24 protein-coding genes are annotated in these 24712 nt (G+C 63.8%); 5 read left to right on the plus strand and 19 right to left on the minus strand.

The genetic code is table 11. The features are described from left to right. Nucleotides 1-87: 87 nt before the first annotated feature. Complete coding sequence (locus V1280_RS18600; RefSeq protein WP_334526957.1) at nucleotides 88-2424, minus strand: mechanosensitive ion channel family protein; 2337 nt, start codon at nucleotides 2422-2424, stop codon at nucleotides 88-90. Between the two features lie 217 nt (nucleotides 2425-2641). Between V1280_RS18600 and V1280_RS18605 the strand changes: the two genes are divergently transcribed. Then, entirely contained in the window at nucleotides 2642-3265 is a 624-nt protein-coding gene (locus V1280_RS18605; protein ID WP_334526960.1) for a hypothetical protein, read from the plus strand. Between the two features lie 505 nt (nucleotides 3266-3770). On the opposite strand, the gene V1280_RS18610 is transcribed toward V1280_RS18605, so the two are convergent. From V1280_RS18610 to V1280_RS18645, 8 genes are all read right to left on the minus strand, one after another. Further along, entirely contained in the window at nucleotides 3771-4688 is a 918-nt protein-coding gene (locus tag V1280_RS18610) for a polyphosphate kinase 2 family protein (RefSeq protein WP_334526963.1), read from the minus strand. Further along, entirely contained in the window at nucleotides 4648-5667 is a 1020-nt protein-coding gene (locus tag V1280_RS18615; RefSeq protein ID WP_334526966.1) for a branched-chain amino acid ABC transporter permease, read from the minus strand. Before V1280_RS18615 ends, V1280_RS18610 begins: the two co-directional genes overlap by 41 nt. Continuing rightward, the gene (locus V1280_RS18620; protein WP_334526968.1) at nucleotides 5664-6545 is read right to left on the minus strand and encodes a branched-chain amino acid ABC transporter permease; all 882 of its coding nucleotides are present in this window, start codon (nucleotides 6543-6545) and stop codon (nucleotides 5664-5666) included. Before V1280_RS18620 ends, V1280_RS18615 begins: the two co-directional genes overlap by 4 nt. Nucleotides 6546-6552: 7 nt before the next feature. Continuing rightward, nucleotides 6553-7257 carry an ABC transporter ATP-binding protein gene (locus V1280_RS18625; protein ID WP_334538352.1) on the minus strand — a complete coding sequence of 235 codons (705 nt, stop codon included), beginning with the start codon at nucleotides 7255-7257 and terminating at the stop codon, nucleotides 6553-6555. Beyond that, on the minus strand, nucleotides 7257-8027 hold the full coding sequence (locus tag V1280_RS18630) for an ABC transporter ATP-binding protein (protein WP_334526971.1): 771 nt from the start codon (nucleotides 8025-8027) through the stop codon (nucleotides 7257-7259). The genes V1280_RS18625 and V1280_RS18630 overlap by 1 nt, the downstream gene beginning before the upstream one ends. A 15-nt stretch (nucleotides 8028-8042) precedes the next feature. After that, nucleotides 8043-9353, minus strand: a complete 1311-nt coding sequence (locus tag V1280_RS18635) for an ABC transporter substrate-binding protein (RefSeq protein WP_334526974.1) — start codon at nucleotides 9351-9353, stop codon at nucleotides 8043-8045. Between the two features lie 93 nt (nucleotides 9354-9446). Further along, entirely contained in the window at nucleotides 9447-10151 is a 705-nt protein-coding gene (locus tag V1280_RS18640; RefSeq protein ID WP_334526976.1) for an NUDIX hydrolase, read from the minus strand. A 29-nt stretch (nucleotides 10152-10180) separates the two neighbouring features. Beyond that, entirely contained in the window at nucleotides 10181-11206 is a 1026-nt protein-coding gene (locus tag V1280_RS18645; RefSeq protein WP_334526979.1) for an ABC transporter substrate-binding protein, read from the minus strand. 139 nt (nucleotides 11207-11345) lie between these two features. Between V1280_RS18645 and V1280_RS18650 the strand changes: the two genes are divergently transcribed. Beyond that, nucleotides 11346-11795, plus strand: a complete 450-nt coding sequence (locus tag V1280_RS18650; protein ID WP_334526982.1) for a cupin domain-containing protein — start codon at nucleotides 11346-11348, stop codon at nucleotides 11793-11795. 42 nt (nucleotides 11796-11837) lie between these two features. Here the strand turns inward: V1280_RS18650 and V1280_RS18655 are convergent, their stop codons facing one another. After that, complete coding sequence (locus V1280_RS18655) at nucleotides 11838-12623, minus strand: ABC transporter permease (RefSeq protein ID WP_334526985.1); 786 nt, start codon at nucleotides 12621-12623, stop codon at nucleotides 11838-11840. After that, nucleotides 12623-13441, minus strand: a complete 819-nt coding sequence (locus V1280_RS18660; RefSeq protein ID WP_334526988.1) for an ABC transporter ATP-binding protein — start codon at nucleotides 13439-13441, stop codon at nucleotides 12623-12625. Before V1280_RS18660 ends, V1280_RS18655 begins: the two co-directional genes overlap by 1 nt. Before the next feature lie 278 nt (nucleotides 13442-13719). Between V1280_RS18660 and V1280_RS18665 the strand changes: the two genes are divergently transcribed. Next, nucleotides 13720-14502, plus strand: coding sequence for an ABC transporter ATP-binding protein (locus V1280_RS18665; RefSeq protein ID WP_334526991.1), 783 nt, complete (start codon nucleotides 13720-13722; stop codon nucleotides 14500-14502). Next, nucleotides 14499-16058: an ABC transporter permease/substrate-binding protein gene (locus tag V1280_RS18670; RefSeq protein ID WP_334526994.1), complete on the plus strand. Its 1560-nt coding sequence runs from the start codon at nucleotides 14499-14501 to the stop codon at nucleotides 16056-16058. The genes V1280_RS18665 and V1280_RS18670 overlap by 4 nt, the downstream gene beginning before the upstream one ends. Nucleotides 16059-16069: 11 nt before the next feature. Here the strand turns inward: V1280_RS18670 and V1280_RS18675 are convergent, their stop codons facing one another. Both V1280_RS18675 and V1280_RS18680 read right to left on the minus strand, forming a co-directional pair. Next, nucleotides 16070-17782, minus strand: a complete 1713-nt coding sequence (locus V1280_RS18675) for a sulfatase-like hydrolase/transferase (RefSeq protein ID WP_334526997.1) — start codon at nucleotides 17780-17782, stop codon at nucleotides 16070-16072. Nucleotides 17783-17971: 189 nt separating this feature from the next. Next, nucleotides 17972-18640, minus strand: coding sequence for a TetR/AcrR family transcriptional regulator (locus tag V1280_RS18680; RefSeq protein ID WP_334527000.1), 669 nt, complete (start codon nucleotides 18638-18640; stop codon nucleotides 17972-17974). A 105-nt stretch (nucleotides 18641-18745) separates the two neighbouring features. On the opposite strand from V1280_RS18680, the gene V1280_RS18685 reads away from it, so the two are divergent. Next, on the plus strand, nucleotides 18746-19366 hold the full coding sequence (locus tag V1280_RS18685; protein ID WP_334527003.1) for a hypothetical protein: 621 nt from the start codon (nucleotides 18746-18748) through the stop codon (nucleotides 19364-19366). Between the two features lie 9 nt (nucleotides 19367-19375). On the opposite strand, the gene V1280_RS18690 is transcribed toward V1280_RS18685, so the two are convergent. From V1280_RS18690 to ilvN, 6 genes are all read right to left on the minus strand, one after another. After that, entirely contained in the window at nucleotides 19376-20227 is an 852-nt protein-coding gene (locus tag V1280_RS18690) for an SDR family oxidoreductase (protein WP_334527006.1), read from the minus strand. Between the two features lie 522 nt (nucleotides 20228-20749). After that, complete coding sequence (ilvC, locus tag V1280_RS18695) at nucleotides 20750-21769, minus strand: ketol-acid reductoisomerase (protein WP_008131520.1); 1020 nt, start codon at nucleotides 21767-21769, stop codon at nucleotides 20750-20752. 133 nt (nucleotides 21770-21902) lie between these two features. Next, on the minus strand, nucleotides 21903-22505 hold the full coding sequence (locus tag V1280_RS18700; protein ID WP_334527016.1) for a LysE family translocator: 603 nt from the start codon (nucleotides 22503-22505) through the stop codon (nucleotides 21903-21905). 7 nt (nucleotides 22506-22512) lie between these two features. After that, nucleotides 22513-23403: an EamA family transporter gene (locus V1280_RS18705; protein WP_334527019.1), complete on the minus strand. Its 891-nt coding sequence runs from the start codon at nucleotides 23401-23403 to the stop codon at nucleotides 22513-22515. A 69-nt stretch (nucleotides 23404-23472) separates the two neighbouring features. After that, on the minus strand, nucleotides 23473-24162 hold the full coding sequence (locus V1280_RS18710; protein WP_442895141.1) for a class I SAM-dependent methyltransferase: 690 nt from the start codon (nucleotides 24160-24162) through the stop codon (nucleotides 23473-23475). A gap of 3 nt (nucleotides 24163-24165) precedes the next feature. Next, nucleotides 24166-24708, minus strand: a complete 543-nt coding sequence (ilvN, locus tag V1280_RS18715; RefSeq protein WP_334527020.1) for an acetolactate synthase small subunit — start codon at nucleotides 24706-24708, stop codon at nucleotides 24166-24168. Nucleotides 24709-24712 lie beyond the last annotated feature (4 nt).

A 24712-nucleotide genomic window follows, 5' to 3' on the forward strand; every position in this document is an offset into this window, starting at 1 on the left:
TTTTGTCGCCCGCATGTCATCAACGGACTGGAAGGTGAGTGAACGCTGCCGCGTGAACGGAGGCAAGCCGGAAATTTTGCGGTGCGGCTATCCAGCCGCCCGCCGCGGCGTCAGATTCGTGGCGACATCGGCCGGTGGCGCGACGTGCATCAAAATGGTCTGGGTCGCGGATGCCACCTCGATGCCGTTCTGCTGGAAGCGCTGCTTCATGCGGCGGTTGAACTCGCGCTGGACCGGCCAGCGGCCGGCCTCGGTGCAACGGATCTGGCCGACGATCGACACCATGGCACCATCGACCTTGTCGATGCCCCAGAGCTCGAGATCGCCGCGGATCAACGGGCGGAATTCCGTCTCGCGGCGCATCTCCTCGACGATGTCCTTGAGAATCTGGCCGGCGCGGTCGGTGTCTTCCTTGTAGGCGACATTGACGCTGACAGAGGCATTGCCGGCGCCACGGCTGGCATTGGTGATGGTCGTCACCGCACTGAACGGCACGATGTGCACGGCGCCGTCGCCGGCGCGTAAGCGAATGGTGCGGATCGAGACATTCTCGACCACGCCCGACAGGCCCGACACGCTGACGGTATCGCCGACCTGGACCGTGTTCTCCAGCAGCAAAAACAGCCCGGTGATGATATCCTGCACCAGTTTTTGCGAGCCGAAGCCGATGGCGATGCCGACGATGCCGGCGCCCGCGAGCAGCGGCGCGACATTGACGCCGATCTCGCTCAGCGCCGTGAGCCCAACGACCGTGGCGATCAGGCACAGCAGCGCGGTACGCAGCATCGGCTGGAACGTGCGCAGGCGTGCCGCGCGGGCATAATGTCCGTCGCGCGACAGCGTATTGATCTGCCGGTCCAGCAGCGCATTGCTGGCCTCCCAGATCGCCGCGGCGATGACGACAGCGACGCCGATCGTCGCCACCGCCGCGAGCAGCCGGCTGCCGATCTGGCCACCATAGAACCAGACGATGGCATCGACGCCCCAGACCTCGAGCACGGCCACGAAGCCGATGAAGGCGATCACGCCGGAGACGATCTTGCGCAGCAGCGGCAGATAGCGATTGGCACGGATCTCCAGCCCCGGAAAGCGATGGAGGATCTCCGGCTGAATCCGGAAGCCGCGGTCGATCAGGCTCAGCGTCACCATGATCGCGACCCGGGTGATCAGCACCACCGCGATGGTGCCGACGAAATATTGCAGCAGCAGCGAATAGCCGTTGCGGATGTTCAGCGCCCAGACCGCCCACAGCGCCAGATCGAGCGCGATGGCCAGATAATGCCAGCCGCCGGCGATGCGGTTGCGCAGGCGCGCCGCTAGCCCCTGCCGGTCCGCAGGCGCGCGGATGGCATCGGCGACCTGGCGGCGGCATTGCAGGATGATGACGACGACGAAGAGATGCACGACCAGCATGACCATGCGAATGAGCGCGGCATAGCCGGCACGGTGCAGGCCGAGCAGCAGTGCTACATTGGCAAACGCAATGCCGGTTACACCGACGCCGACGATACGACGCGCCCAGATCTCGATATAGGCTGCGGTCTCTGCGCGCACCGGAAACAGGCCGAACGGACCGGCCAGCGCACGGACGACGCAAATGAGCCCGCGCGAGAACGCATAGGCGTTGACGACGGCAAGGATCACGAGGCGGACGGTCGCGGGCTCGCCGATCTCCGTTCCAAGCAATGCAGTCGCGATGCCAACGAAAACGACCACCGGAAGCAGTTCGAGCAACAGCCGCCCCAGCACGAAGGGCAGCCGCAGCAACAGCTGCCAGACCCGCGCGAGGCTGTGCCTGCGCTTGTGCAATTCCGGCGATGGCGTGACATCGGCGACCGATGACGGCGGATCGGCAATGGGCAGCGCCTGCACCGGCAGGTGCGCGGTTTGCGGCACGCGCCCTTCGAGGAACGCCACCGGGCGCCGGATCAGGCGGAAAATCACCCATTCGACCGCAAGCGCGCAGCCGAACACCAGCGCCAGCTTCCAGGCGATCTCGATCAGGAGATTGTAAGCGTCGGGATCATTCGCGGTCCGCACGATCCAGTAATAGAACGCCGGAAAATGCGTGAGCGTCCGCGCCATGTCGGCGACATCGCGCGAGATCTCGCCGATCTGCTCGGACACCGTGAGCAGAAGCTGCGCGCCGAGGCCGTCGGCCGACAGCGGGATCGGTGACTTCTGTTCGGGCGCGGGTGCCGGCTGCTGCGGACCGGACGCATTCGCGATCGCGCGCAGCGTATCGATCATCTGCGCGCGCTTCTTGTCGTCCTGAAGCGTCTCCAGCGCCCGCCTGGCCTCGTCAGGCGACAGTGCGGCCGTGCCATTGGCGGCCGGCGCAGGCGGCTCTGCCTGGGCCGGGGAGAAAGACGAGATGGCGAGGAAGAGCGCTACAAAAAGCGCCGAGGCAAGCTTGTGCGACACGCGGATTCCCCAAAATAAATGAAATGCGCCGGCGGAATCGTGACCGCGAGGCACTGCGTCATGTCGGATGGGGCTATTCGCCCCGATCATGTGTCGGAAGTTTGCCGATCAGGCGACCATCTCTTGGCATTTCCCCCAACGCAGATGTGATGGAACCGTGTCATGGCCAGTGTCGCCAAAGCATGCGAGATTGCGCGTGGGAATTCGGGGGCATCACATGACAGATTTCGATCGGCGCCGGCTCGTGCTTGCGGGAGCTGCGGTCCTGCTCGGCACGCGATCCGCGATCGCACAGAGCGGACCGACCTTCATTTATCGCGGCATCACGGTCGACACCAGCGCCGCGCAGGGCCAGCCAAACCTCAAGGAGGTCGTCGCATCGCTGAAGCATCAGATCGACATCGTCGTCGAATGCGGCGCGAAGCCAGAGATCATGACCTTCTTCAAGAGTCAGCCGGTCTCGGTCAAGCCCGGACAGGGCGACGGCGGCGGGCATTTCTCGTCCAAGGTCGAAGGCGTCACGGTTGACGCGGCCGTCGTTGCGCCGGAGAAGCCGGTGCTGCTGCACGAGCTGCTCCACGCCTATCATTTCCGCGTCCTGCCGGGCGCGCTGGAGAATCCGGACCTCGTGCGCTTCTACGGCATCGCCAGGCAGAACGAGCTCTATCCGCCGGACTCTTACGTGCTGAAGAACGTACAGGAGTTCTTTGCGGTGACGGGAAGCCTCTACCTCTGGGGCAATGTCGACCGTCCCCCCAACGACCGCGCCACGCTGCACGAGAAGCAGCCGGTGTATTATCAATGGCTCGATGATCTCTTCGGCGTGCAGAAGAAGGCGTAGTTGCAGTCGGCCTAAAACGCACAGCGCCGGGCAGGTAGGGGCTATGCCTTGCTGATGCAGCCCACTAAACCTTAACCCGGCGTGCCGTTCGCGGTTTCTGCCGCTATGCGATAGTCCGAACGAGCTCCATCGCACTTAACGCGGCTGGATTTGCGGAGGTGGCGTCATAGACCTCCCCTTGCTCATGATGTGGACGTTGCGCGTCGCTTGTTTGCGACCATCTGGATCGTCCTCCCGTGACATAAAACTGTCAAGCGGGATCAATGGTGTGAGGATCACATTTGCGGAGCGGTTCCGCGTCGACCGACCAGAGGATTTGTCCGCTGAAGTGAAGAGGCGCGATGATGACATCATGCTCCTGTTTTGCCCGACGGGTCAAGTAAAATTCGCTGAATCCGAACATCATTTGCGCCGGCGGACAAGCCATTGATTTTGCGATCATCGGCTACTGTGCATGGGGTTGTTTTCGAGAACCGGGAGAGCGGAGATCGTTCGGAGACGCGCCTTACCGCTTCCCCTTGCCTTCCTTCTCGAGCGCCTTGCGCACGTTCTCGAATTCCGCTGCCGAGGCCTTGTCGGCGCGCGGAAAGCGCAGGTCCAGTTTCTCGAGCTCCGCGACGATGACCGAGCCGATCACCACGCGGGCGAACCATTTGTGGTCGGCCGGCACGACATACCACGGCGCGTGCGGCGTGGCCGTGTGGCGCACGATGTCCTGGTAGACTGCCTGGTAGCGCGGCCACAGCGCGCGCTCCTTGATGTCGTCCATCGAGAATTTCCACTGCTTGGCCGGCTCCTCGAGCCGGTCGAGGAAACGCTGCCGCTGCTCCTCTTTCGAAAGATTGAGGAAGAATTTCAGCACCAATGTGCCGTTACGAGAGAGATAGCGCTCGAAGGCGGAGATGTCCTCGAACCGCTCCTTCCAGATGTTCTTGGTGACGAGCCTTGGTGGCAGCTTCTCCTTGGCGAGGATCTCCGGGTGCACGCGCGTCACCAGGCATTCCTCGTAATGGGAGCGGTTGAAGATGCCGATATGACCGCGCTCCGGCAGCGCGATGACGTGACGCCAGAGGAAATCGTGGTCGAGCTCCTTGCTGCTCGGTGCCTTGAAGGAAGACACCTCGCAGCCCTGCGGATTGATGCCCTCGAAGATCGCCTTGATCGCGCTGTCCTTGCCGGCAGCATCCATGGCCTGGAACACGATCAGCACCGACCAGCGGTCCTGGGCGTAGAGCTTTTCCTGGAACGCGACCAGCCGCTTCTTGTTGGCGTCGAGAATCTCCTGCGCCGTCTCCTTGTCCAGATCGCCCTTCTCGCTGGTCTTGTAGGTCTTCAGGTGGAACTTGCCGGACCCGTCGTGCCGGAATGGCGTGATGTAGCGGTCAAGCTCCTGGGCGAGCGATTTGGACGGCTTTTTGCTCATGAGCGCGGGGCACCTTGCGTTGCGGCTTCAATCGGTCGAGCAGGCTACCAAGGATGCCTTTCGGAAGGAATATGATGAAAAGCACCAGCAGCACGCCGTAGACCAGGTTGTCCCAGCCGACCGCCCTGGTGCCGAAGCCGATGCGCAGGGTTTCCGCAAGCAGGATGGTGATGACGGCGCCGACGGTCGGACCGAGCGAAACGAACAGGCCGCCGACGATGGCCGCAAACACCATCTGCAGCGACACCGCGATGCCGGAGACCGTGTCGGGCGTGATGAACATCTGGTACTGGCAATAGATCGCGCCGGCGAGAGCCGTCATCACGGCGCTGATCAAGGTGATCTTCAGTTTCTCCGCGGTGACGTCGACGCCGGCGGCGGCAGCCGCGTCCTCGTCCTCCGAGATCGCCTCCAGCGCATAGCGGCTCATGCTGCGATCGATCAGGTGCCAGACGACGATGCCGCCGAGCCATACCGCAAGCGCGACCAGATACCAGGTGATCTTGTCGTCGAACTGCAGCGCCAGCAGCTTGTTGCCCGAGCCGCGGTTCGGCGTGTAGCCGAGCGAGCCGCCGGTATAGTCGCGCGTGGCCGTGATGACCTGGAGCACGATGCCGGAGAGCGCGAGCGTCACCAGCACGAAGTAGTGCCCGGTGATGCGGAAGCGGAAGCAGGGATAACCGACGATCAGCGCCAGCGCGCCGGCCGCGACCATGCCGATGGGAATGCCGATCCAGGGCGACAGGCCGAGATGATTCCACAGCAGCGCGGTGACATAGGCGCCGATCCCCATGAAGCCTCCGTGCCCGAGCGAGACCAGGCCGAACCGTCCCATCATCGACCACGACGTGTAGGCGAACGACCAGATCAGGATCAGCACCAGAATGTGCAGGTGATAGGGATCGCGATACACGAACGGCAGCGCGACCAGCGCCGCCAGTCCTATCCCCCAAGCCACGAGCCGGCCCTGCCCCATCATCGGCGCCTCGCGAGCAGGCCCGCGGGCCGGATGAACATCATGACGATGAAGAAGGCGAAGGCGAGCACATAGCCCCATTCGAGATCGGAGAACAGGCCGCCGAGCGAGATGATCTCGGCAAACACGAAGGCCGCGATGAAGCCGCCGATGAAATTGCCGAGGCCCCCGAGCACGCAGATCAGAAAGGTGATCGGCCCGAAGGAGAGGCCGACGAAGGGATGCACGTCATATTGCAGCACCAAGAGGCAGGCGGCGAGCCCGGCCAGCCCGCCGCCGATCGCGGACGTGATCAGATAGATCCTCTTCGTATCGACGCCCATCAGCGCCATGATCTGCCGATCCTGCGAGATGGCGCGGATCGCGGTGCCGGTGAAGGTGCGGGTCATGAACAGATAGACCGCGACCATGCCGACCAGCGCCGCCAGAAACGACAGCAGGCGTGCGTAGCTGAAGTTCATGTCGCCGAAGGCGAGCACCGGCAGGCGGATGCCGAGATTGCGGAAGTCGATGCCGAAGGCAACAGTGGCAAAGCTCTGCAACACGAACAGCACGCCGCCGGTTGCGAGCAGCTGGTTGATCGGCGGCGCCGTGAGCAGCGGCGCGATCACGAGATAATGCAGGAGAGCGCCGAGGATCGCGACCAGCAGGATGGTCAGAGGTGCGGCGATGAAATAGCTGATGCCGTAGTACTGGACCATGAAGTACATGGCGTACATGCCGATCATCACGAGCTCGGCGTAGCAGATCCAGGTGACGTCGATGACGCCGAAGATCAGGTTCAGCCCGAGCGCGAGCAGCGCCAGCACGCCGCCGAGCAGGATGCCGTTGATCACGGCCTCCAGCAGATAGATGTCGAAAATGTCCAGGAACCCCTGCATATGCCCCTCACACCCCGAGATACGCTTCCTTGACCGTGTCGCTCGCCAGCATCTCCGCCGAGGTGCCTGAAGCGCGGATCGTGCCGGCCTCGATCAGATAGGCCCGGTCGACCACGCGCAGCACCTGCTGCACGTTCTGCTCGACGATCAGCACCGTCAGCCCGCGGCCGCGGATCCGCTTCACCAGCTCGAACACCTGCTGCACCACGACCGGCGCCAGCCCCGCCGACGGCTCGTCGAGCAGCAGAAGTTTTGGGTTCGACATCAGCGCGCGGCCGATCGCGCACATCTGCTGCTCGCCGCCGGACATGGTGCCGGCCATCTGGTGGCGGCGCTCCTTCAGCCGCGGAAACAGGTCGAACACGACCTCCAGCCGCTCGGCGTATTTCCCGCGCGCTTCCTTCATGAAGGCGCCCATCTTGAGATTGTCGTCGACCGAGAGCTGCGGAAACAGCCGCCGGTTCTCCGGCACATGCGCAATCCCGAGGCTGACGATCCTGTGCGCCGGCGTCGCCACGACGTCGATGCCTTCCATCGCGATCGACCCGCGCGAGGGACGGATCAGGCCGGAGATGACGCGCATCAGCGTGGTCTTGCCGGCGCCGTTCGGACCGATCACGCCCACGGCCTCACCGGCCCTTACGTCGAGATTGACGTCGAACAGCGCCTGGAACGTGCCATAGCCGGCATTGACACCGCGAAGCTCCAGCATCATTGGCCTCCCGCACGGCGGCGCGCTTCGGCGGCCGCGGCCTGCGTGGTCTCGGCATCGGTGCCGAGATAGACCTCGATGACGCGCGGATCGCCCGCAACCGCGCTCGGCAGGCCTTCCGAGATTTTTTCGCCGTGATCGAGCACCATGACGCGGTCGACGACGCGCATCAGCACGCCCATGATGTGCTCGACCCAGATGATGGTGATGCCGAGCTCGTCGCGGATGTTGCGCAGCATGTCGGCCGCCTGGCCCATCTCGGTCTCGTCGAGACCGCCGAGACTCTCATCGGCGAGCAGAAGTTTCGGCGCGGTGGCGAGCGCTTTCGCGAGTTCGAGCTTCTTCAATCCGGCCGCGCCCAGGCCGTCGACGCTGGCGTGGCGATCGGTCGGCAAGCCTACCATGGCAAGCGAGCGCTCCGCCGCCTCCTCGGCCTTGACGCGGCTGTGGCGGCCCTGGCCATAGAAGCCGGCCAGCGCGACGTTCTCGAAAATGGTCAGCCGCCGAAACGGCCGCGGGATCTGGAAGGTGCGGCCGATGCCGCGGTTGATGATCCGGTGCGGCGCCAGCCCCGCGATCTCCGAGCCATCGAACAGGATCGATCCGGAGCTCGGCGCCAGCGTGCCGGAGAGCATGTTGAAGATCGTGCTCTTGCCCGAGCCGTTGGGGCCGATCAGGCCGAGGATCTCGCCCTGATCTACCCTGAACGACACGTTGTTGACAGCGGTGAAGCCGCCAAACCGCTTCATCAGCCCGCTGACCTCCAGCACCGCCCCGCTCCGCTGCTACTGGTTGCTGTAGGTGGTGCCCTTCGGCAGCGGGAGCACGGCTTCGCGCTGCGCCTGGCTTTTGGGCCACACCACCGAGGACTTGTCGTCGATGTACTGGATCACGACCGGGAACGAGCGCTCGTTCTGGCCCGCCATCGGTGTGCCCTCGCCGTAGAACTTGACGCCGAAGCCGAGCATGGTGCCACCCTCCGGAATGTCGGTGTCAAGTGACGCCTTGCGCAGCGCCTCGGGATCGACCCCGCCATACTTCTTGATCGCGCGCGGCAGGACGTCATCCATGAACACGTAGGTGTTGGACGCGCCGATGCCGACATGGGCGGAGCGGATGGCAACGCCCGGCTTGATCTTGTCGAACTCCTCGCCGACCATCTTGATGATGGGCGCAAGCTTCGGGTTCATGGTCTTCTGGTTGGCGAGCCAGATCGAGATCGGATCGGTGTTGAAGATGTAGCTCGCGTCGGCGCCCATCCCTTCCTTCAGCTTTTCGTAGACGCCGTAGCCGGCGCCGTGGCCGACGAGGGCTGCAAACTTCAGGCCCTGCTCGCGCGCCTGCCGCAGCAACAGCGTGATGTCAGGGTTGTAGCCGGTGTGGAAAATCACGTCAGGCTTGGCGCGCTTCAGCTTGGTCACCAGCGCCGAGAGATCCGGCGCGGTCGCCGAATAGCCCTCCTTCATCACGACGTTAAAGCCGGCCTTCTTCGCGCCGGCCTCGTTGCCCTTGGAGACGTCGACACCATAAGATCCGTCCTCGTGGATGATGGCGACGCGGAGATCCTTCGGCTCCTTGCCGAGCCTCGATTGGGCATTCTGCGCGATGAAATCCATCGTCATCGCACCGAACTGGTCGCCGCTCGCCTGCGGGCGGAAGACATATTTGTAGTTCTTGTCGGCGAACACGGCGGACGAGATGCAGGTCGTCATCCACATGAACTTCTTCAGCTGCTCGACACGGGCGGCAACCGGCACGCACTGCGCCGAGGAGAAGAAGCCGAGCACCATATCGACCTTCTCCTGCTCGAGCAGGCGGACGGATTCATTGATCGCGATGTCGGGCTTGCTCTGCGCGTCGGCGTAGACCGCCTCGACCTTGTAGCCCTCGACACCTGTCTTGCTGAAATGATCGAGGATGATCTTGGTGCCGAGATATTCGAGCTCGGAGCCGCCGCCCGCGAGCGGGCCGGTCAGGTCGAAAATCACGCCGATCTTGATTTTCTTGTCTTGAGCTTGGGCCGAAACCGTCAAACCCATCGCAGCGATTGCGATCAACAACCCATGGACCAAGCGGGCAGCCATGCGCGGGCGCATCTAAACCTCCCTGGACGATTGTGCATTGCAATTTTTTGTTTTGCTTTTGCACCCATCACATGGGCTGGGGCGCGCGATGTCAAGCCTCGCGCCTCAGCGCGAGGCGAACTGCTGCGCGATGAAGGCCGTGACAAATCGCGGCATGGTCGGCGTGAGGTCATCCATTCCGCGCACGAGATGGATGGCCGAAAGCTCCGGTTCGTCCTGGCGAGCCAGATTGGCTTCGATCCGCGCACGAGCCGCCTCACCCGGCATATCCAGGTTGAGGATCTGGATCATGGCAAGTGCGCTGCCGGTGACGACACAGTGCCAGTCCGCCTCCGCGGAATAATCGGCGGGGAGCAGGCCGGTCTCCTCCTCGAGCTCGCGGACGACGCTGCCGGGAATGTCGAGCGCGCCGCCCCTGACATCGTCGAGGTCGGGCGTGCCTGACGCGAAGTAGATGCGTCCCGCATTGGCGGTGTGATGTGCCATCTCGCCCATCACGAACGCGCCATCGGAGGTGCGCAGCGCACCCATGCCGAACCCATTGAACACGGCCGGATCGGGAAAGCCCCAATCGCGCCAGGCCAGGAAGCTGGCGAAATCGGTCTCGAAATAGGTCGCAGCAAGATGACCATCGGTGAAGACGGCATCGCGTCCGAGCAGAACCCGGCCGTTCCAGATTTTCGGCCGCGCGCGTTGCTGCTCGGCGAAATGCGCCTCGATCTCGGCGCGTCGCTCTTCAGCGAACGGCCAGATCACGGGGCGCACGGCAAGTTCAAGCGTCGAGACGCGATGAATGGTCGGTGACGTCATGATGCCTTATTACCAAGCCTTCGCGTCAGTTATTTGGCGCTCCCCGTGGTCTTCTTGGCCTGGTCGACAAACTTGTTGGTAAAAGTCTTGCTAACGTCGATTTTGGCGTTGGCCACCTCGGGCGAACCGACGCTGAACACCGCCAGCACGGCATCGGCGCCCTTCGGATCCATCTTGCCGGTCTCGGAGAACATCGGGATCGTGTTCTTCAGCGCGGCGAGATAAAGCTCCTTGTTCTTGCCGACCATCTCGTCCGGCATCTTGGCCATGATCTCTTCGGGCGAATGCGAATGGATCCAGGCGATCGTGGCGAGCATCGCATTGGTCAGTGCTTGCGTCTCCTTCTCGTGTCCATTGATCCAGGCCACGGTCGAATACAGCGCCCCACCCGGATATTCGCCGCCGAAAGTCTCAAGCGTGTCCTTCTGGGTGCGCGTGTCGCTGAGGATGCGCAAATCCTTGTGGGTGCCCTGGAGCACGGTGACGGAGGGATCGAGCATCACCGCAGCGTCGATCTGACCCTGCTCCATCGCAGCCACGGCCGTGGCGCCGAGGCCAACGCCGATCACGGCGGTGCCGGCGGGGTCGAGCCCGTTCTTCTTCAGGAGATATTTCAGGAAGAAGTCGGTGGAGGAGCCGGGCGCGCTGACACCGACCTTCTTGCCGGCGAGATCCTTGACCGATTTGATGTCCCCGGTGTGCGACGGCGCGACCACCAGCACGAGGCCGGGATAGCGGTCATAGACCACGAAAGCCTGCAGCTCCTGCTTCTTGGCCGCCAAGTTGACGCAATGGTCGAAATAGCCGGACACCACGTCGGCGCTGCCGCCGAGCACGGCCTTGAGTGCGTCCGAGCCGCCCTTGAGGTCAACCAGCTCGACATTGAGGCCGGCCTTCTCGTACTCGCCGAGCTGCTTGGCCAGCACCGTCGGCAGATAGCACAGGCAGGCGCCGCCACCGATCGCGATGGTCACCTTGCTTTGCGCTGCGGCAAGACCGGTGGTGAGCGTCAGCGCGAGCAGCGCGCCGGCGAGCCTGGCTATCGTGTTCTTCATTGGTTTCCTCCGTTCGGCATGCGGCACCATAGAGCAGCGCGACTGGCTTGAGAAGCACCGCTTAAGTGGCACTGGCCATTGGCCTTTCGGCGCAATAGCATGCGCAAACAAGAACAATTCTTGATCGGGAGGATGATACATGAATCGCCTTGGAATCGGGCTGTCGATCGCCACCGCTTTTGCCGCCGGATGCGGCGCAGCTCACCTGCTACGGCCGGCGCTGGCGGCCGAAAATGTCACCCCGCAAATTATCCATACCAGCGAGATGGAAGGCGATGCGCTCGGGGCCGCCAACAATGTCGGCTATCGCTCCAAGACTTTCATGGTTGCCGATGGTGCCACTGTGTCGATTCAGGTCGGCAACGTGCCCAAGCACATGCATCCCAACACCAACGAGATCCAGTACATTCTGGAGGGCACCGGTACGATCTGGTTCGGTGACAAGGAGGTCACGGTGAAGCCGGGCGACCTCGTCATCATCCCCAAGGGCACGCCGCATGGCGGCACCAAGCCGATCAGCGGCCAGGTCAAGGCGATCGCGATCAAGACGCCGCCGCAGGCGCCGGACGACGTCAAGCTGCTGGATTGAACCTTCGCGATCGGGGCTCGCGCCGATGCGCGGGCCCAGCACTTAGCCGCGCCCATCCACCGTCGGCCGCCACACCAGCAGGCGACGCTCCACCAGCGTAACCCCAAAATCGATCAGGATGACGAAGGCCGACAGCACGAACATGCCGGCAAATACGCCGGCGACGTCGAACACGCCTTCGGCCTGCTGGATCAGATAGCCGAGCCCTGCGGCCGATCCCAGATATTCTCCGACGACGGCGCCGACCACGGCGAAGCCGACAGAGGTGTGCAGCGAGGAGAACATCCAGGACAGCGCCGACGGCCAATAGACGTGCCGCATCAGCTGCCCCTCGCTCATGCCGAGCATGCGGCCATTGTCGAGCACGGTGCGGCTGACTTCCTTGACGCCCTGATAGACGTTGAAGAATACGATGAAGAACACCAGCGTCACGCCGAGCGCGACCTTGGACCAGATGCCGAGGCCAAGCCACAGCGCAAAGATCGGCGCAAGGACCACGCGCGGCAGTGCGTTGACCATCTTAACGTAGGGGTCGAACACTGCGGCGACGAGCGGCTGGCGCGCGAACCAGAAGCCAACGAGGACGCCGCCGAGCGAGCCGATCACGAAGGCCAGGATCGACTCCACAAGCGTGATCCAGAGATGCTTCCAGATCACGCCAGAGGCGAACCATTTGACGATCTGCTCGAATACGTCGACCGGATTGGAGAAGAAGAACGGCGGCAGCAGGATCTTGCCGAACACCGGCACGGTCGACAGCAACTGCCACAACACGATGCAGACGATGGCGACCAGGACTTGCAGTGCAAGCAGCGTGACGCGTGACATCAGACCGCCTCCGCCGCGTGAGTGGATTGCGCGTAGCCCTTCATCACCTCGTCCTTGAGCACGCTCCAGATCTCGCGATGCAGCGCATGGAACTCCTTTTCCATCCGCACCTCGAAGATGTCGCGAGGGCGGGCGAGCGTCACGCGCCAGTCGCCGATGATGCGTGAGGACGGTCCCGCCGACATGATCACGACGCGGTCGGCGAGTGCGATCGCCTCCTCGAGATCATGAGTGACGAACAGCACGGCCTTGCGGTCGGCATTCCACAAGTCGAGCAGCAGATTGCCCATCACCTGGCGCGTCTGCGCGTCGAGCGGCCCGAACGGCTCGTCCATCAACAGGATCTTTGGGTCGCGGATCAGCACTTGCGCGAGCGCCACACGCTTGCGCTGGCCGCCGGAGAGCATGTGCGGATAGCGGCCCGCAAAGGCGCCGAGGCCGACGGAGGTGAGCCATTTCTGCGCCTGCGGCAGCGCCTCGGCCCGCGGCGTGCCCTTGATCTCGAGCCCGATCGCGACATTATCGAGCGCGGTCTTCCAGGGGAACAGCGCATCGGCCTGGAACAGATAGCCGGCGTCCCGGTTCAGCCCCGCGAGCGGCCGATCAAAAATCTTGACGTTGCCGGCGGCCGGCTTCAGCAGCCCTGCGGCGACATTGAGCAGCGTGGATTTTCCGCAGCCGGTCGGGCCGACAATGGCGACGAACTCGCCCTGCGCGACCGCGAGTTGGGCCTTCTCCACCGCCGTATAGACCCGCCCGTCCCCCAGCCGGAACGCAACCTTGGCATCTTCCAGCGCCACTGCCGTGGGCGTTGTCATGTGTTTCCTCCGAACTTGGCTTGATGCCTTAGCCGCTCGCGCGATCAAGTTCAATCAACCGGCCAAGCGTGCTACGCATGGGGCTGGCCGTCCCCTTACCCTCCCCTGGAGGGGGAGGGTCGGCTCACATGAGCGCAGCGAAATGTGAGACGGGGTGGGGTGACAGTCTTTCCGCAGAAGCGGTGCCCGTGCGGAGAGATCACCCCACCCCGCTCGCGCTTCGCGCGATCGACCCTCCCCCTCCAGGGGAGGGTAAGAGAACAGCGAGCCCACCCGCGATGTCCTCCAAGCTGGCGATCAGCTACCGAAACGTCACCAAGAGCTTCGGTGCCCTCAGGGCCGTCGACGACGTCTCGCTCGACATCGCCGACGGCGAGTTTCTGGCGATCGTCGGCGGCTCCGGCTCTGGAAAAACGACGCTGCTGCGGCTCGCCAACCGGCTGATCGAGGCCGATAGCGGCAATATCACGGTCGAGGGCGAGAACGTCCAGAACGTCGATCCGGTCGCGCTGCGGCGCCGGATCGGCTACGTCTTCCAGAGCGGCGGGCTGTTTCCTCATTTAAGCGTCGCCGACAATATCGGGATCACGCCAAAGCTGCTCGGCGCACCCGCAACCGAGATCGCCGCGCGCGTCGACGAGCTGATCGAGCTGGTGCAGCTCGACCGTGCCGCCCATCGTGACAGGCTGCCGGAGGCACTTTCGGGCGGGCAGCGCCAGCGCGTCGGCGTGGCGCGGGCGCTGGCAGCAAAACCTCGCATTGTGCTGATGGACGAGCCGTTCGGGGCGCTCGATCCCCTCACCCGCGATGCGCTCGGGGACGATTATCGTTCACTGCATCGCAGGCTCGGCCTGACGACGGTGATGATCACACACGACATGACGGAGGCAATCCTGCTCGCCGACCGCATTGCGGTGATGCGTGGCGGCAAGCCGCTCGCGCAGGGCACGCCGTCGGAGCTCTCAACGAGCAGCGATGCCTATGTGCTGGAGCTGTTACGGACGCCACGGCGCCAGGTCGAACGGCTGAACGCGCTCTTGCCACAGAGCGGTGCGGCATGAGCCTGTTCGCCGATCCACGCTGGGGCGAGGCGCTATCGCATTTGCCCGATTATCTCGGCAATCATGTGCGGGTGAGCCTCGCCGCGCTCGCGCTTGGCCTCGCCGTCAGCCTGCCGCTCGCAATCCTCACACGCAACCGCCCCGCGCCGCGCGCCATCCTGCTCGCGCTCGCCAGCATCGTGCAGACGGTGCCGGGGCTGGCGCTGCTCGCGCTGTTCTATCCGCTGCTGCTGCTTGCGGCGTCCGTGACGCTCAAATGGTTCGGCGTCTCCTTCTCCGCATTCGGATTCCTGCCGGCGATGCTGGCGCTGGCGCTCTATTCGATGCTGCCCGTCCTGCGCAACGGCATCACCGGGCTCAACGGCATCGACCCCGCGCTGATCGAGGCCGCGAAAGGCGTCGGCATGACGGGGAGACAGTCGCTCGTCATGGTCGAGCTTCCGCTGGCACTGCCGGTGATGATGGCCGGCATCCGCACCGCCGCGGTGTGGGTGATCGGCACCGCCACGCTGTCGACGCCGATCGGGCAGACCAGCCTCGGCAATTACATTTTTGCGGGGCTCCAGACCCAGAACTGGGTGTTCGTGCTGTTCGGCTGCTTTGCCTCAGCCCTGCTCGCGCTCGCCGTCGATCAGCTGCTCGGCCTGATCGAGAGCGGGCTGCGCAATCGCAGCCGCATGGGCGCCGGGCTGGGTGCGATCGGGATCGCGGCGCTGGTTGCGGCGACGCTGGTGCCGACGATGGGGCGTTCGTCGTCCGGCTATGTGGTCGGCGCAAAAACCTTTGCGGAGCAATACGTGCTCTCGGCCCTGCTTCGAGACCGCCTCCAGGCAACCGGCCTCTCCGCCACGGCGCGGTCGGGTCTCGGCTCGAGCGTGATCTTCGAGGCGCTGAAGGCCGGCGACATCGATCTCTATGTCGACTATTCCGGCACGCTCTGGGCCAACCAGTTGCACCGCACCGACATCAAGCCGCGTGCGGAGCTGGTGGCAGATTTGAAGACGGCGCTCGCGAAGGACAACATCACGCTGCTCGGCGAACTCGGCTTCGAGAATGCCTATGCGCTGGTGCTGCCGAAGAAGCGCGCCGACGCGCTTGGCATCCGCACCATCGCCGATCTCGCCGCGCATGCATCAACGATGTCGATCGCCGGCGACTACGAATTCTTCTCGCGGCCCGAATGGGCGGCGCTCCAAAAGGCCTACGGTCTTCAGTTCAGCGCGCAGCGCCAGATGCAGCCGGATTTCATGTATGCGGCGGTCGCGAGCGGCGAGGTCGACGTGATCGCGGGCTATACCAGCGACGGGCTGATCGCGAAATACGAGCTGGTGGCGCTCGACGATCCCAAGCAAGCGATCCCGCCTTACGATGCTATCCTGCTGCTGGCGCCGAAGCGCGCCGGTGACGAACGGCTCAAAGCGGCGCTGAGCCCGCTCCTCGGCAAGATCGACATCGCCACCATGCGCGAGGCCAATCTGCGCGCCAGCGGCAATGACGCGAATTCATCGCCGGATGTGGTGGCGAAGTGGCTGTGGGGGAAAGTCGGCGGGCGCTAGGATGCCAGTAACTAAAGCCCGTGAATCATCCCGGCATTGATCAGCAGCCGATTCAGCCGCCGCGCCTCGGCGCCGTCTTTGCAGCCGTAGAAGATGCCCTTGCAGCGGAGCATGATCTCCTTCTGCTCGGCGAAGGACGGATCGAGCGGAATGCCGGCGGCTTCCTGGACCACCAGCGGCAGATAGGGACCGTCGATCGTGTCCATCACCGCGTCGCTCTTCACCGGCTCGAAATTGACGGCGTCGATCGCGTAATAGGTCGCATAGAGGCGCGGATCATAGGCGTCGAGCTTCTTGCCGATCGCGCCTTCATCGAGCCCGGGCTCGAGCAGATTGGGCGCGAACTCAGGCTGGTGATCGCCATAGCGCACGATCAGGAAAGGCTCGCCCGGAAAAGTCTTCTTCAAGCCCGCGATGAAAGTCTTGTACTGCTCGGCGCTCATCGCCTGCCGGCGCAGATATTCGTCGATGGACGGTACGTTGCCCGGCGCGCGCCAGTTCGGCACCAGATCGGGGCGGAAGCGCGTCTCCCAAGGGAAGTGATTGGCGCCGAGATAGATGAAGCTGAACAGCGGCTTGTTCGGCGTCCGCGTGCCCATCAACTGGAGCGCCTTGTCGTAGAAGAAGCTGTCGGGCTCGACATCCTTGGCGCCGAGGTCTTTCGAGTCCAGGAAGCGCTCGACGCCGGTCGTCACCTGAAAGCTGCGCGCACCCATGAAGCCGCCATAGGCGGGATAGAGCGACATGGTGTCGTAACCGCAACGGCGCAGCGCCAGCGGCAGGCCGCGCTCGACACGGCCCGAGGCGATGCGCGTCACGAAATAGGCGAAGCGGCCGAACGAGCGCGAGGAGAGACCGGCCAGCACGTTGTATTCGGTGAACCAGCTCGGCCCGCCATTGCTTTCGGCCAGGAAGGTCCGCTGCTTGCCGTCCCAGGATTTGAAGTGGCTACCGTAACCCGACGGCACCTTGATGCCCTGTGCGGCGCGGATGTCGAAACTCGATTCATCATGGATCATGATGATGTTCGGCCGCCTGCCAGCCGGATGGCAGGAATCGACCAGCGGCATGTTGAGCCGCTCATTGGTCGAGGCGTCCGACTCCATGAAGCCATACTGCGCGAAGTCGGAAACCGCACTGACGCCCGAGCGGAAGAATTTCGAGAGATAGCCGTCGTCGTAATAGCCGCGCCAGGCTTCATCCGGATGATAGACGGAATATCCGACTAACCCCGCGAGACAGGCGAGCATCGCGGCGAGTGCCGGCAGGCGGCGGATGCGGAACGGATCGAGCCACCACAGCGCATACATCAGCGGCAGCGTGACCAAGCCGGCCCCGATCACCGACCAGCGCAAATTCGGGAAGATCGTGAACAGGAACGCGACCGTGTCGCGGTCGATCATCATCAGGTCGATGAAGTTGACCGTCATCTGCACGACGTCGTGCTTGAGCCGCGACAGCAGCACCAGCACCACGACCATGGTCAGCGACAGCGCGCCCGACAGTGCCGGCCGGCGCAGCAGCGTGATCCAGAAGAAGTTGAGGATGCCCCAGGCGAGCAGGAAGGAGAGGCGCGAGCCGAAATCGGTCTCGGTCTCGTACATCAGCGCAAGCGCGGCGAAATGCGGCGCGGCAACCGCGAGCAGCCGCCAGATGCCGAGCGCGGCGACGCTCGCCAGGACGGCGGTGGTGGCGGAAGGACCTGAATTAGGCGCGGACGCCATTGACGACACGCAACTTCTGGTCCGGCGGGTGATGCCAAGCCGTCTGATCGGCCTGCGGCGTTCGACGCAGCCGGAAAGCCTGCGCCGTGTCATAAAACTGTAATTGAACGGTCACGGACAAGCAACGCGTGTAACGATCCGACCTTCGCTTAATGTTAGCGGGGGGCGAAGAGCCGCACGCCGAGCACGCTAGGGCTTGGCGATCCCCGCGATGAACAGATCGATCACCCCCTCCGCCATCAGCTCGATCTCGTCCTCCGCCACGCCCCAGCGCGGAAAATGGCCGTCGAGGTTCATCCGGGCAAAGCCGTAGATCAGGGCACGGCCGGCAATCAGGATGCGTTTGATATCCGTCGATCGCAGCAGGCCCTGTCCGGCCGCCTCGGCCAGCATCCGCTCGGTCAGCGCGACCAGCTCGGCATTGTCGCGCGTCAGCTCGGCTGAGCTGCCATGGGCGAAATAGCGCCCCGTGGAGATGATCTCGAAGTGGGCGGGATTGCGCATCGCCCAGCGCACATAAGCGATGCCGAAGGCGCGGAAGCGGGCCAGCGGATCGGCTGACGGCGCTTCCGCCAGCGCGGCCTCGATCCCGGCGCGAAAGCGCCGCTGCGCCTCCTCGGCCACCGCCGCCATCAGCGCGTCGCGGTTGGGGAAGTGCCGGAACGGCGCCCCCGGCGACACCGCGGCCCGGCGCGCAGCCTCGCGCACAGACACCTCAGCGCCCTCGGCCGCCAGTTGCAGCGCAGCATCGATCAGCACGCGGCGGAGGTCGCCGTGATGATAGGGCCGGGCTTCGGATGTCTGGCGACGGGCGCGAGGTCTTGAGGTCTGAGGCTTGGACGTCTGACGGGCGGGCATGGCGCCTTCTAGCATCACCCGAACGTGAATGTAAGCGGCGATTACACCATTGACGACCCCATCACCTCGAAATGTAATCGATGATTACATAATGGAGGAGACCCCATGTCCCAACGTCAAAGCTGGTTCGAAGGCTGGCGGCTGCTCGCCGCCCTCACGCTGAGCCTGATCGTCTTAAGCCTCTGGATCGCCTCGATGCGGCAGTTCGAGGTCGAGGGCGTGCGCATGGTGATCCGCTTCACGGCGCGCAGCTCGCTGCTGCTGTTCTGCCTCGCCTTCGGTGCCGCGGCGCTGGCGCGGCTCTGGCCAAACGCCTGGACGCGCTGGCAGCGCCGCAACCGCCGCTATCTGGGCCTCAGTTTTGCGGCCTCCCACGCCATCCACGCGGTTGCGATCGTTGTATTCGCGAAAATGGACCCGGCCGGCTTTGCGGAGGCGACCTCGCCGGCCTCCTACATCTTCGGCGGCATCGGCTATGCCGTGATCATCGCCATGAGCGCGACCTCGTTCGATCGCACGGCCGCGCTGATCGGTCCGCGCGCCTGGCGCGCGCTGCACCTCGTCGGCGGCTACTATCTCTGGTTCCAGTTCATGGTGTCGTTCGGCAAACGCGTGCCGGCGATGCCGCTCTATGCCGCGTTCCTCGTTCCGCTGCTCGCGGTGATGGCACTACGGCTGGTCGCGATGGCCGCCCATCCGCGCGGACGGACGGCCGTGGCGAGCTGAGCGGCCGGCTCAGCCCTGCGGCAGCAGCCCGAGCCGCTTGGCGATGATGCGGTCGACGGCTCGCTTGGGCAGCGTGGCCGTCATGAAGTGCCGCATCCGGTCAGGCGTGATCTGGTAGCGAACCCTGGGCTTTGCAGCCGTGAGCGCCTCGAAGACGACCTCCGCGATCCGCTCAGCCGGCAGCCCGGTCTCACCGAGCTTCATCATGAACGCCATGACCTTGTTGAGCGCGGGGAGATAGGGCGAGTTCTGGTAGACCGACATGTCGATCTGCTCGGCCTTGCTCCAGATCGGCGTCTTCACCGCGCCGGGCGCGACGATGATGACGTCGATGCCGAACAGCATCAGCTCGCGGCGCAGGCTTTCCGAGAGGCCCTCGATCGCATGCTTGGAGGCGCAATAGGGTGCCGACAGCGGATTGCCATTCTTGCCCGCGACCGAGCTGATCATCACGATCCGCCCTTTCGGCCCCTTCAGCGACGGATCTGCACCGAGCAGCGGTCCGAACGCCTGCGTCGCGATCACGGGCCCGATGACGTTGACGTCCATCTGGCGGCGGAAGTCATCCGCCGACAATTCGAGCACGGGGCCAGCGACGGCAACACCGGCATTGTTGACGAGACCCGCCAGCGTCTCTCCGCCCAGCGCCTCGCGCACCTGGCGCGCGGCCGCCAGCACGGCGGCCTCGTCGGTGACGTCGAACAGCAGCGGCGTGAAGTTTTGGCCGAACTCACCTTTCAGCCGGTCGGCGTCGGCCTGCTTGCGGACGCTGCCGAAGACGCGATAGCCGCGCCCAATCAGAAATTTCGCAATGGCCCAGCCGATGCCGGTGGATGCGCCGGTGATGACGACAGATCGCATGGTCTTCCCCCCTTTAGCCCCACGCGATCATGTAGGAGAAGGCCCCTCCAGCGCAATGATGCCCGGTTCTCAAGCCGCGCACCGACGATCTTTTTCGAGACCTCGGCGCACTGCAAGAAGGCACAGCGGGTGCCGGCTCTTAAGATGAAGCGGCGTGCGAACGTCGCGAAACGCGCTTGATCGCGCGATGAGAGCGCAGATGAAGATCCGAATCCTAGACTCTGAGGACACAGCGCTTTTGGAGATCGCAACTTTCTGAAAAAGTCTGAGAAACGACGCGATCTCAAGAATGTGGTTTAAGCGTCAGTTCTTGGCTCTCTGAGAGCACTTCAACTCGCGAAGAATTTGAATGAAGCAGCAATGCTTCGCGCGAGACGGAAAGAGCGAGACCGCTGTTTGCGATCTCGCTCAGACATAGTCGCGAAGATTTAAGATTTGGTTTGGCGCGCGAAGCTTTTTGTTTTCGCATCGGCAGCCCGAACGTAGCGTGTCAGCGACGCGCCACGTCCAGAGATCGCCGCCTTAGTTCTTCGACTTGTCGACCAGCGCGCCCTTCTTGATCCAGGGCATCATGTCGCGGAGTTTCGCGCCGACTTCCTCGATCGGGTGCTGGGCGAGCTTGGCGCGGGTCGCCTTGAACGAGGTCTGGTTGACCTTGTTCTCGAGCATCCAGTCGCGGGCGAACTTGCCGCCCTGGATGTCGGCGAGAACGCGCTTCATCTCGGCCTTGGTCTCAGCGGTGACGATGCGCGGACCGGTGACGTACTCGCCGTACTCAGCCGTGTTGGAGATCGAGTAGTTCATGTTGGCGATGCCACCTTCATAGATCAGGTCGACGATCAGCTTCACTTCGTGCAGGCACTCGAAATAGGCCATCTCCGGCGCGTAGCCAGCTTCGACCAGGGTCTCGTAGCCGCCCTTGATCAGCTCGACCAGGCCGCCGCAGAGCACGACCTGCTCGCCGAACAAATCGGTCTCGCATTCTTCCTTGAAGGTGGTCTCGATGATGCCGGCGCGGCCGCCGCCAACAGCGGAGGCGTAGGACAGGCCGAGGTCATGGGCGTTGCCCGAGACATCCTTGGCGATCGCGATTAGGCAGGGCACGCCGCCGCCGCGCTGATACTCCGAGCGCACGGTGTGGCCTGGGCCCTTCGGCGCGATCATCAGCACGTCGAGGTCGGCGCGCGGGTCGAGCAGGTTAAAGTGGACGTTGAGGCCGTGCGCGAAGACGAGCGCGGCGCCCTTCTTCATGTTGTCGTGCAGGTGCTCGCGATAGATATCGCCCTGGAGCTCGTCCGGGGTCAGCATCATGACGAGGTCGGCCCATTTGGCGGCGTCGGCCACTTCCATCACCTTGAAGCCGGCGGCTTCCGCCTTCTTGACCGAGCCCGAGTCCTTGCGCAGCGCAATTGCCACGTCCTTGACGCCGGAGTCCTTGAGGTTGAGCGCATGGGCGTGGCCCTGGCTGCCATAGCCGACGATGGCGACCTTCTTGCCCTTGATCAGGTTCAGGTCGGCGTCGCGATCGTAATAAACACGCATAGTCATTTCCTCATTTGAGGGCCAGAATCGGCCAAAGGTCGGTGTCCGAAGGGTGGAATTTGCGGATTTCGGGGGCTGTCTAGAGCATTTTCAGCCCTTAGGGAAACCCGTTTCTGCATGGAAATCCGCGACATCATGCATCCATGAAAACGGGGTAGAGGGAGGCGAGCAGCAGCAGCGCCATCAGGATATTGAAGGCGCGGACCAGCCGCTCCGAGGTCAGCACCGGTCGTAGTGCAGTGCCGAAGAAAGCCCAGACCACGGTCGAGACAGCGCCGACCAGCAGGCTGATCAGGGTCTGGATGGCGATGTTGATCGGGAACTGGGCAATCGCCGCGTAGGCGGTGATGGTGCCGATCACGATCACCCAGCCCTTGGCATTGATCCACTGGAACATGGCGGCACCCCAGAAGGTCATCGGACCGCGGCTGTCCCCCTCGCCCGGCTTGGCCGGACCGGAGAAGGCGATCACAGCGGCCAGGTAAATCAGGTAGGCCGCGCCGGCATATTTCAGGATGGTCTGGAGGATCGGGTACGCCAGGAACACGGTGCCGAGCCCTAGGCCGACCGCGCCGACCATGAAGGCGAAGCCGATGACGATGCCGGCGATGTGGGGGATGGTGCGCCGGAAGCCGTAGGTCAGGCCCGAGGCCAGCAGCATGATGTTGTTCGGCCCGGGGGTGAAGTACATCACCACCATGAAGGCGAGGAAGGCGTAGAAGAGCGAGTTGGCCATGTTCACCTCACGCGGTCTTCGCAAGCGATTCTTTGGGTAACGCCTTGGGCCGCTTGACCAGCACCATCACCGCAATGCCACCGATCACGGTCAGCATGCCGGCGAGGCGCAGCGGCCCGAACCGTTCGCCGAACACGACGCTGGACGCAGCCGAGCCGACGAACGGCACCAGTAGCGCGAACGGCACGACTTGCGCCGCCGGATAATCACGCAGCAGCCGGCCCCACAGCCAATAGGCGATGCTGGTCGAGATCGCGCCGATCACCAGCAGGCAGATCAAGCCGGTGAGCGACATATGGATCAGTGACTTGAAGGTCGGCGCCGGCCCGTTCACGACAAGCGCTAGCGCGAACAGCGGCACCGCCGCAGTGAGGCACAGCCAGGCGAACAGATCGAACATCGGCCCGCCGCGAGCGCCGCGCAGCAGGAGATTTCCCGCGGCAAAACAGATCGGGGCGATCATCAGCACCGCAAAGGCGCCGACGCTGAAATCATAACCGACGGTGCCGCAGATCATCAGCAGCCCGATGGCTGCGATGACGATGCCGAGCGTCTGCGCCGGCGTCGGGCGTTCACCGAAGACGAGCGCCGCAAAGCCGATCGTGAACAGCGCCTGGCTCTGCACGACGACGGAGGTCAGACCCACCGGCACACCATGGGCGATGCCGTAGGCCTGGCTCAGGAACTGGCCGAGGAACAGCGTAAAGCTGATCGCAATCAGCAGCGACCAGGCGACCTTCGGCTTGGGAATGAACAGGCACGGCACCGCCGCAATGGTGAAACGCATAGCCGTCATCAGCTCCGGCGAAAACTCGTCGAGCGCGATCCGGCTCGCCACAAAGGCAAGCCCCCAGATGATCGCCACCATGAGGGCGATGAGGATGTCGGCCGGCTTCATTGTTATTTCCGGTTCTGCCCTGTCGTGCAGCCCTGCTTGTTGTTCTCGTCTAGCCTTGCTCGCCGGCCTTTACGTTGAAGGATTGGGTTTGCGCAGAAGATAAGTGCCGTGCATCGGTGCGTGGTAGTCGGCCGAGACCAGCGCAAAGCCAACATCGGTCAGCATCCGCTCCATGACCCAGCCGAAAGTGGAATATTCGTCGCGCATATGCGTCACCACGCTCTCGTGCGAGAAATCGTGGTTCTTGATGTGGTAGTCGGCCCATTGCTCGACGTCCCGCTCAACGGCGTCAGGCATCGAGGCGTAGACGATGTCGCGCAGGTAAAAGGTCGCGCCCGGCTTGAGCGCGCGAAAAATCCGCGACATTGCCACCGCCTTCCAGAAGTCCGGCAGATGGTGCAGCGTGAACTCGCTGACGATCAGATCGTAGGATTCCGGCTGGTAGGCGAAGGAGAGCAGGCCGGCTGATTGCGTGCGCACGGGCGCCTTGCGGTCGCGCGCGTAGATCTCGGCGAGCGCCAGCATCGCCGGCGAGATGTCGATGGCGTCGACCTCGGCGCCCATCAGCGACGCTTCGGTCGCCAGCACGCCGTTACCGCAGCCGATGTCGGCAATCCGCCAGCCCCGCTGGACACCCAACATTTTCAGCGCGGCGCGCGCATGCAGATCGGCATCGTCGTGAGAGTCGTAGATCGACGCCACCGTGGGCCCGATGCCCATCCGGTTCCGCTCGTTATAGTACCAGTCGCGCGCCAGCATGGTTCACATCCCCTCAGGCCCGCGGCCGATCGCGGCAACGCCGGTGCGCGACACCTCGACAAGGCCGAGCGGGCGCATCAGGTCGATAAACTGGTTGATCTTGTCGGTATTGCCCGTGATCTCGAACACAAAGCTCTCGGTGGTGGCGTCGATCACGCGGGCACGGAACGCATCCGCCAGCCGCAGCGCCTCGACACGATGCTCGCCCTGCCCGCGCACCTTGACCATCGCAAGCTCACGTTCGATCGAGCGCTTGGTCTGGGTCATGTCGACGACCTGGTAGACCGGGATCATGCGATCGAGCTGGTGCTTGATCTGCTGGATCACCATCGGCGTGCCCGTGGTGACGATGGTGATGCGCGAGAGATGCTTCTGGCTCTCGGTCTCCGAGACTGTGAGGCTCTCGATGTTGTAACCGCGACCGGAGAACAGGCCTATGACGCGGGCGAGCACGCCGGGCTCGTTCTGCACAAGCACCGCAAGCGTGTGCGTCTCGTTGGGATCGTGACGCTCCTCGATGAAGTAGGCGGATGCCGGCTGGTTCATTGTC

This window comes from Bradyrhizobium sp. AZCC 2230 (genome assembly GCF_036924495.1).
GTDB classification, from domain to species: domain Bacteria; phylum Pseudomonadota; class Alphaproteobacteria; order Rhizobiales; family Xanthobacteraceae; genus Bradyrhizobium; species Bradyrhizobium rifense.

Excerpts from the sequence above, each read along its gene's own strand:
- V1280_RS18670 (WP_334526994.1), top strand. The coding sequence starts at position 14,499 with ATGAGCCTGTTCGCCGATCCACGCTGGGGCGAGGCGCTATCGCATTTG.
- V1280_RS18625 (WP_334538352.1), bottom strand. The coding sequence starts at position 7,257 with ATGCTGGAGCTTCGCGGTGTCAATGCCGGCTATGGCACGTTCCAGGCG.
- V1280_RS18605 (WP_334526960.1), top strand. The coding sequence starts at position 2,642 with ATGACAGATTTCGATCGGCGCCGGCTCGTGCTTGCGGGAGCTGCGGTC.
- V1280_RS18610 (WP_334526963.1), bottom strand. The coding sequence starts at position 4,688 with ATGAGCAAAAAGCCGTCCAAATCGCTCGCCCAGGAGCTTGACCGCTAC.
- V1280_RS18620 (WP_334526968.1), bottom strand. The coding sequence starts at position 6,545 with ATGCAGGGGTTCCTGGACATTTTCGACATCTATCTGCTGGAGGCCGTG.
- V1280_RS18705 (WP_334527019.1), bottom strand. The coding sequence starts at position 23,403 with ATGAAGCCGGCCGACATCCTCATCGCCCTCATGGTGGCGATCATCTGG.
- V1280_RS18675 (WP_334526997.1), bottom strand. The coding sequence starts at position 17,782 with ATGGCGTCCGCGCCTAATTCAGGTCCTTCCGCCACCACCGCCGTCCTG.
- V1280_RS18690 (WP_334527006.1), bottom strand. The coding sequence starts at position 20,227 with ATGCGATCTGTCGTCATCACCGGCGCATCCACCGGCATCGGCTGGGCC.
- ilvN (WP_334527020.1), bottom strand. The coding sequence starts at position 24,708 with ATGAACCAGCCGGCATCCGCCTACTTCATCGAGGAGCGTCACGATCCC.
- V1280_RS18700 (WP_334527016.1), bottom strand. The coding sequence starts at position 22,505 with ATGGCCAACTCGCTCTTCTACGCCTTCCTCGCCTTCATGGTGGTGATG.
- V1280_RS18710 (WP_442895141.1), bottom strand. The coding sequence starts at position 24,162 with ATGCTGGCGCGCGACTGGTACTATAACGAGCGGAACCGGATGGGCATC.
- V1280_RS18660 (WP_334526988.1), bottom strand. The coding sequence starts at position 13,441 with ATGACAACGCCCACGGCAGTGGCGCTGGAAGATGCCAAGGTTGCGTTC.
- V1280_RS18665 (WP_334526991.1), top strand. The coding sequence starts at position 13,720 with ATGTCCTCCAAGCTGGCGATCAGCTACCGAAACGTCACCAAGAGCTTC.
- V1280_RS18615 (WP_334526966.1), bottom strand. The coding sequence starts at position 5,667 with ATGATGGGGCAGGGCCGGCTCGTGGCTTGGGGGATAGGACTGGCGGCG.
- ilvC (WP_008131520.1), bottom strand. The coding sequence starts at position 21,769 with ATGCGTGTTTATTACGATCGCGACGCCGACCTGAACCTGATCAAGGGC.
- V1280_RS18680 (WP_334527000.1), bottom strand. The coding sequence starts at position 18,640 with ATGCCCGCCCGTCAGACGTCCAAGCCTCAGACCTCAAGACCTCGCGCC.
- V1280_RS18685 (WP_334527003.1), top strand. The coding sequence starts at position 18,746 with ATGTCCCAACGTCAAAGCTGGTTCGAAGGCTGGCGGCTGCTCGCCGCC.
- V1280_RS18640 (WP_334526976.1), bottom strand. The coding sequence starts at position 10,151 with ATGACGTCACCGACCATTCATCGCGTCTCGACGCTTGAACTTGCCGTG.
- V1280_RS18645 (WP_334526979.1), bottom strand. The coding sequence starts at position 11,206 with ATGAAGAACACGATAGCCAGGCTCGCCGGCGCGCTGCTCGCGCTGACG.
- V1280_RS18635 (WP_334526974.1), bottom strand. The coding sequence starts at position 9,353 with ATGCGCCCGCGCATGGCTGCCCGCTTGGTCCATGGGTTGTTGATCGCA.
- V1280_RS18655 (WP_334526985.1), bottom strand. The coding sequence starts at position 12,623 with ATGTCACGCGTCACGCTGCTTGCACTGCAAGTCCTGGTCGCCATCGTC.
- V1280_RS18650 (WP_334526982.1), top strand. The coding sequence starts at position 11,346 with ATGAATCGCCTTGGAATCGGGCTGTCGATCGCCACCGCTTTTGCCGCC.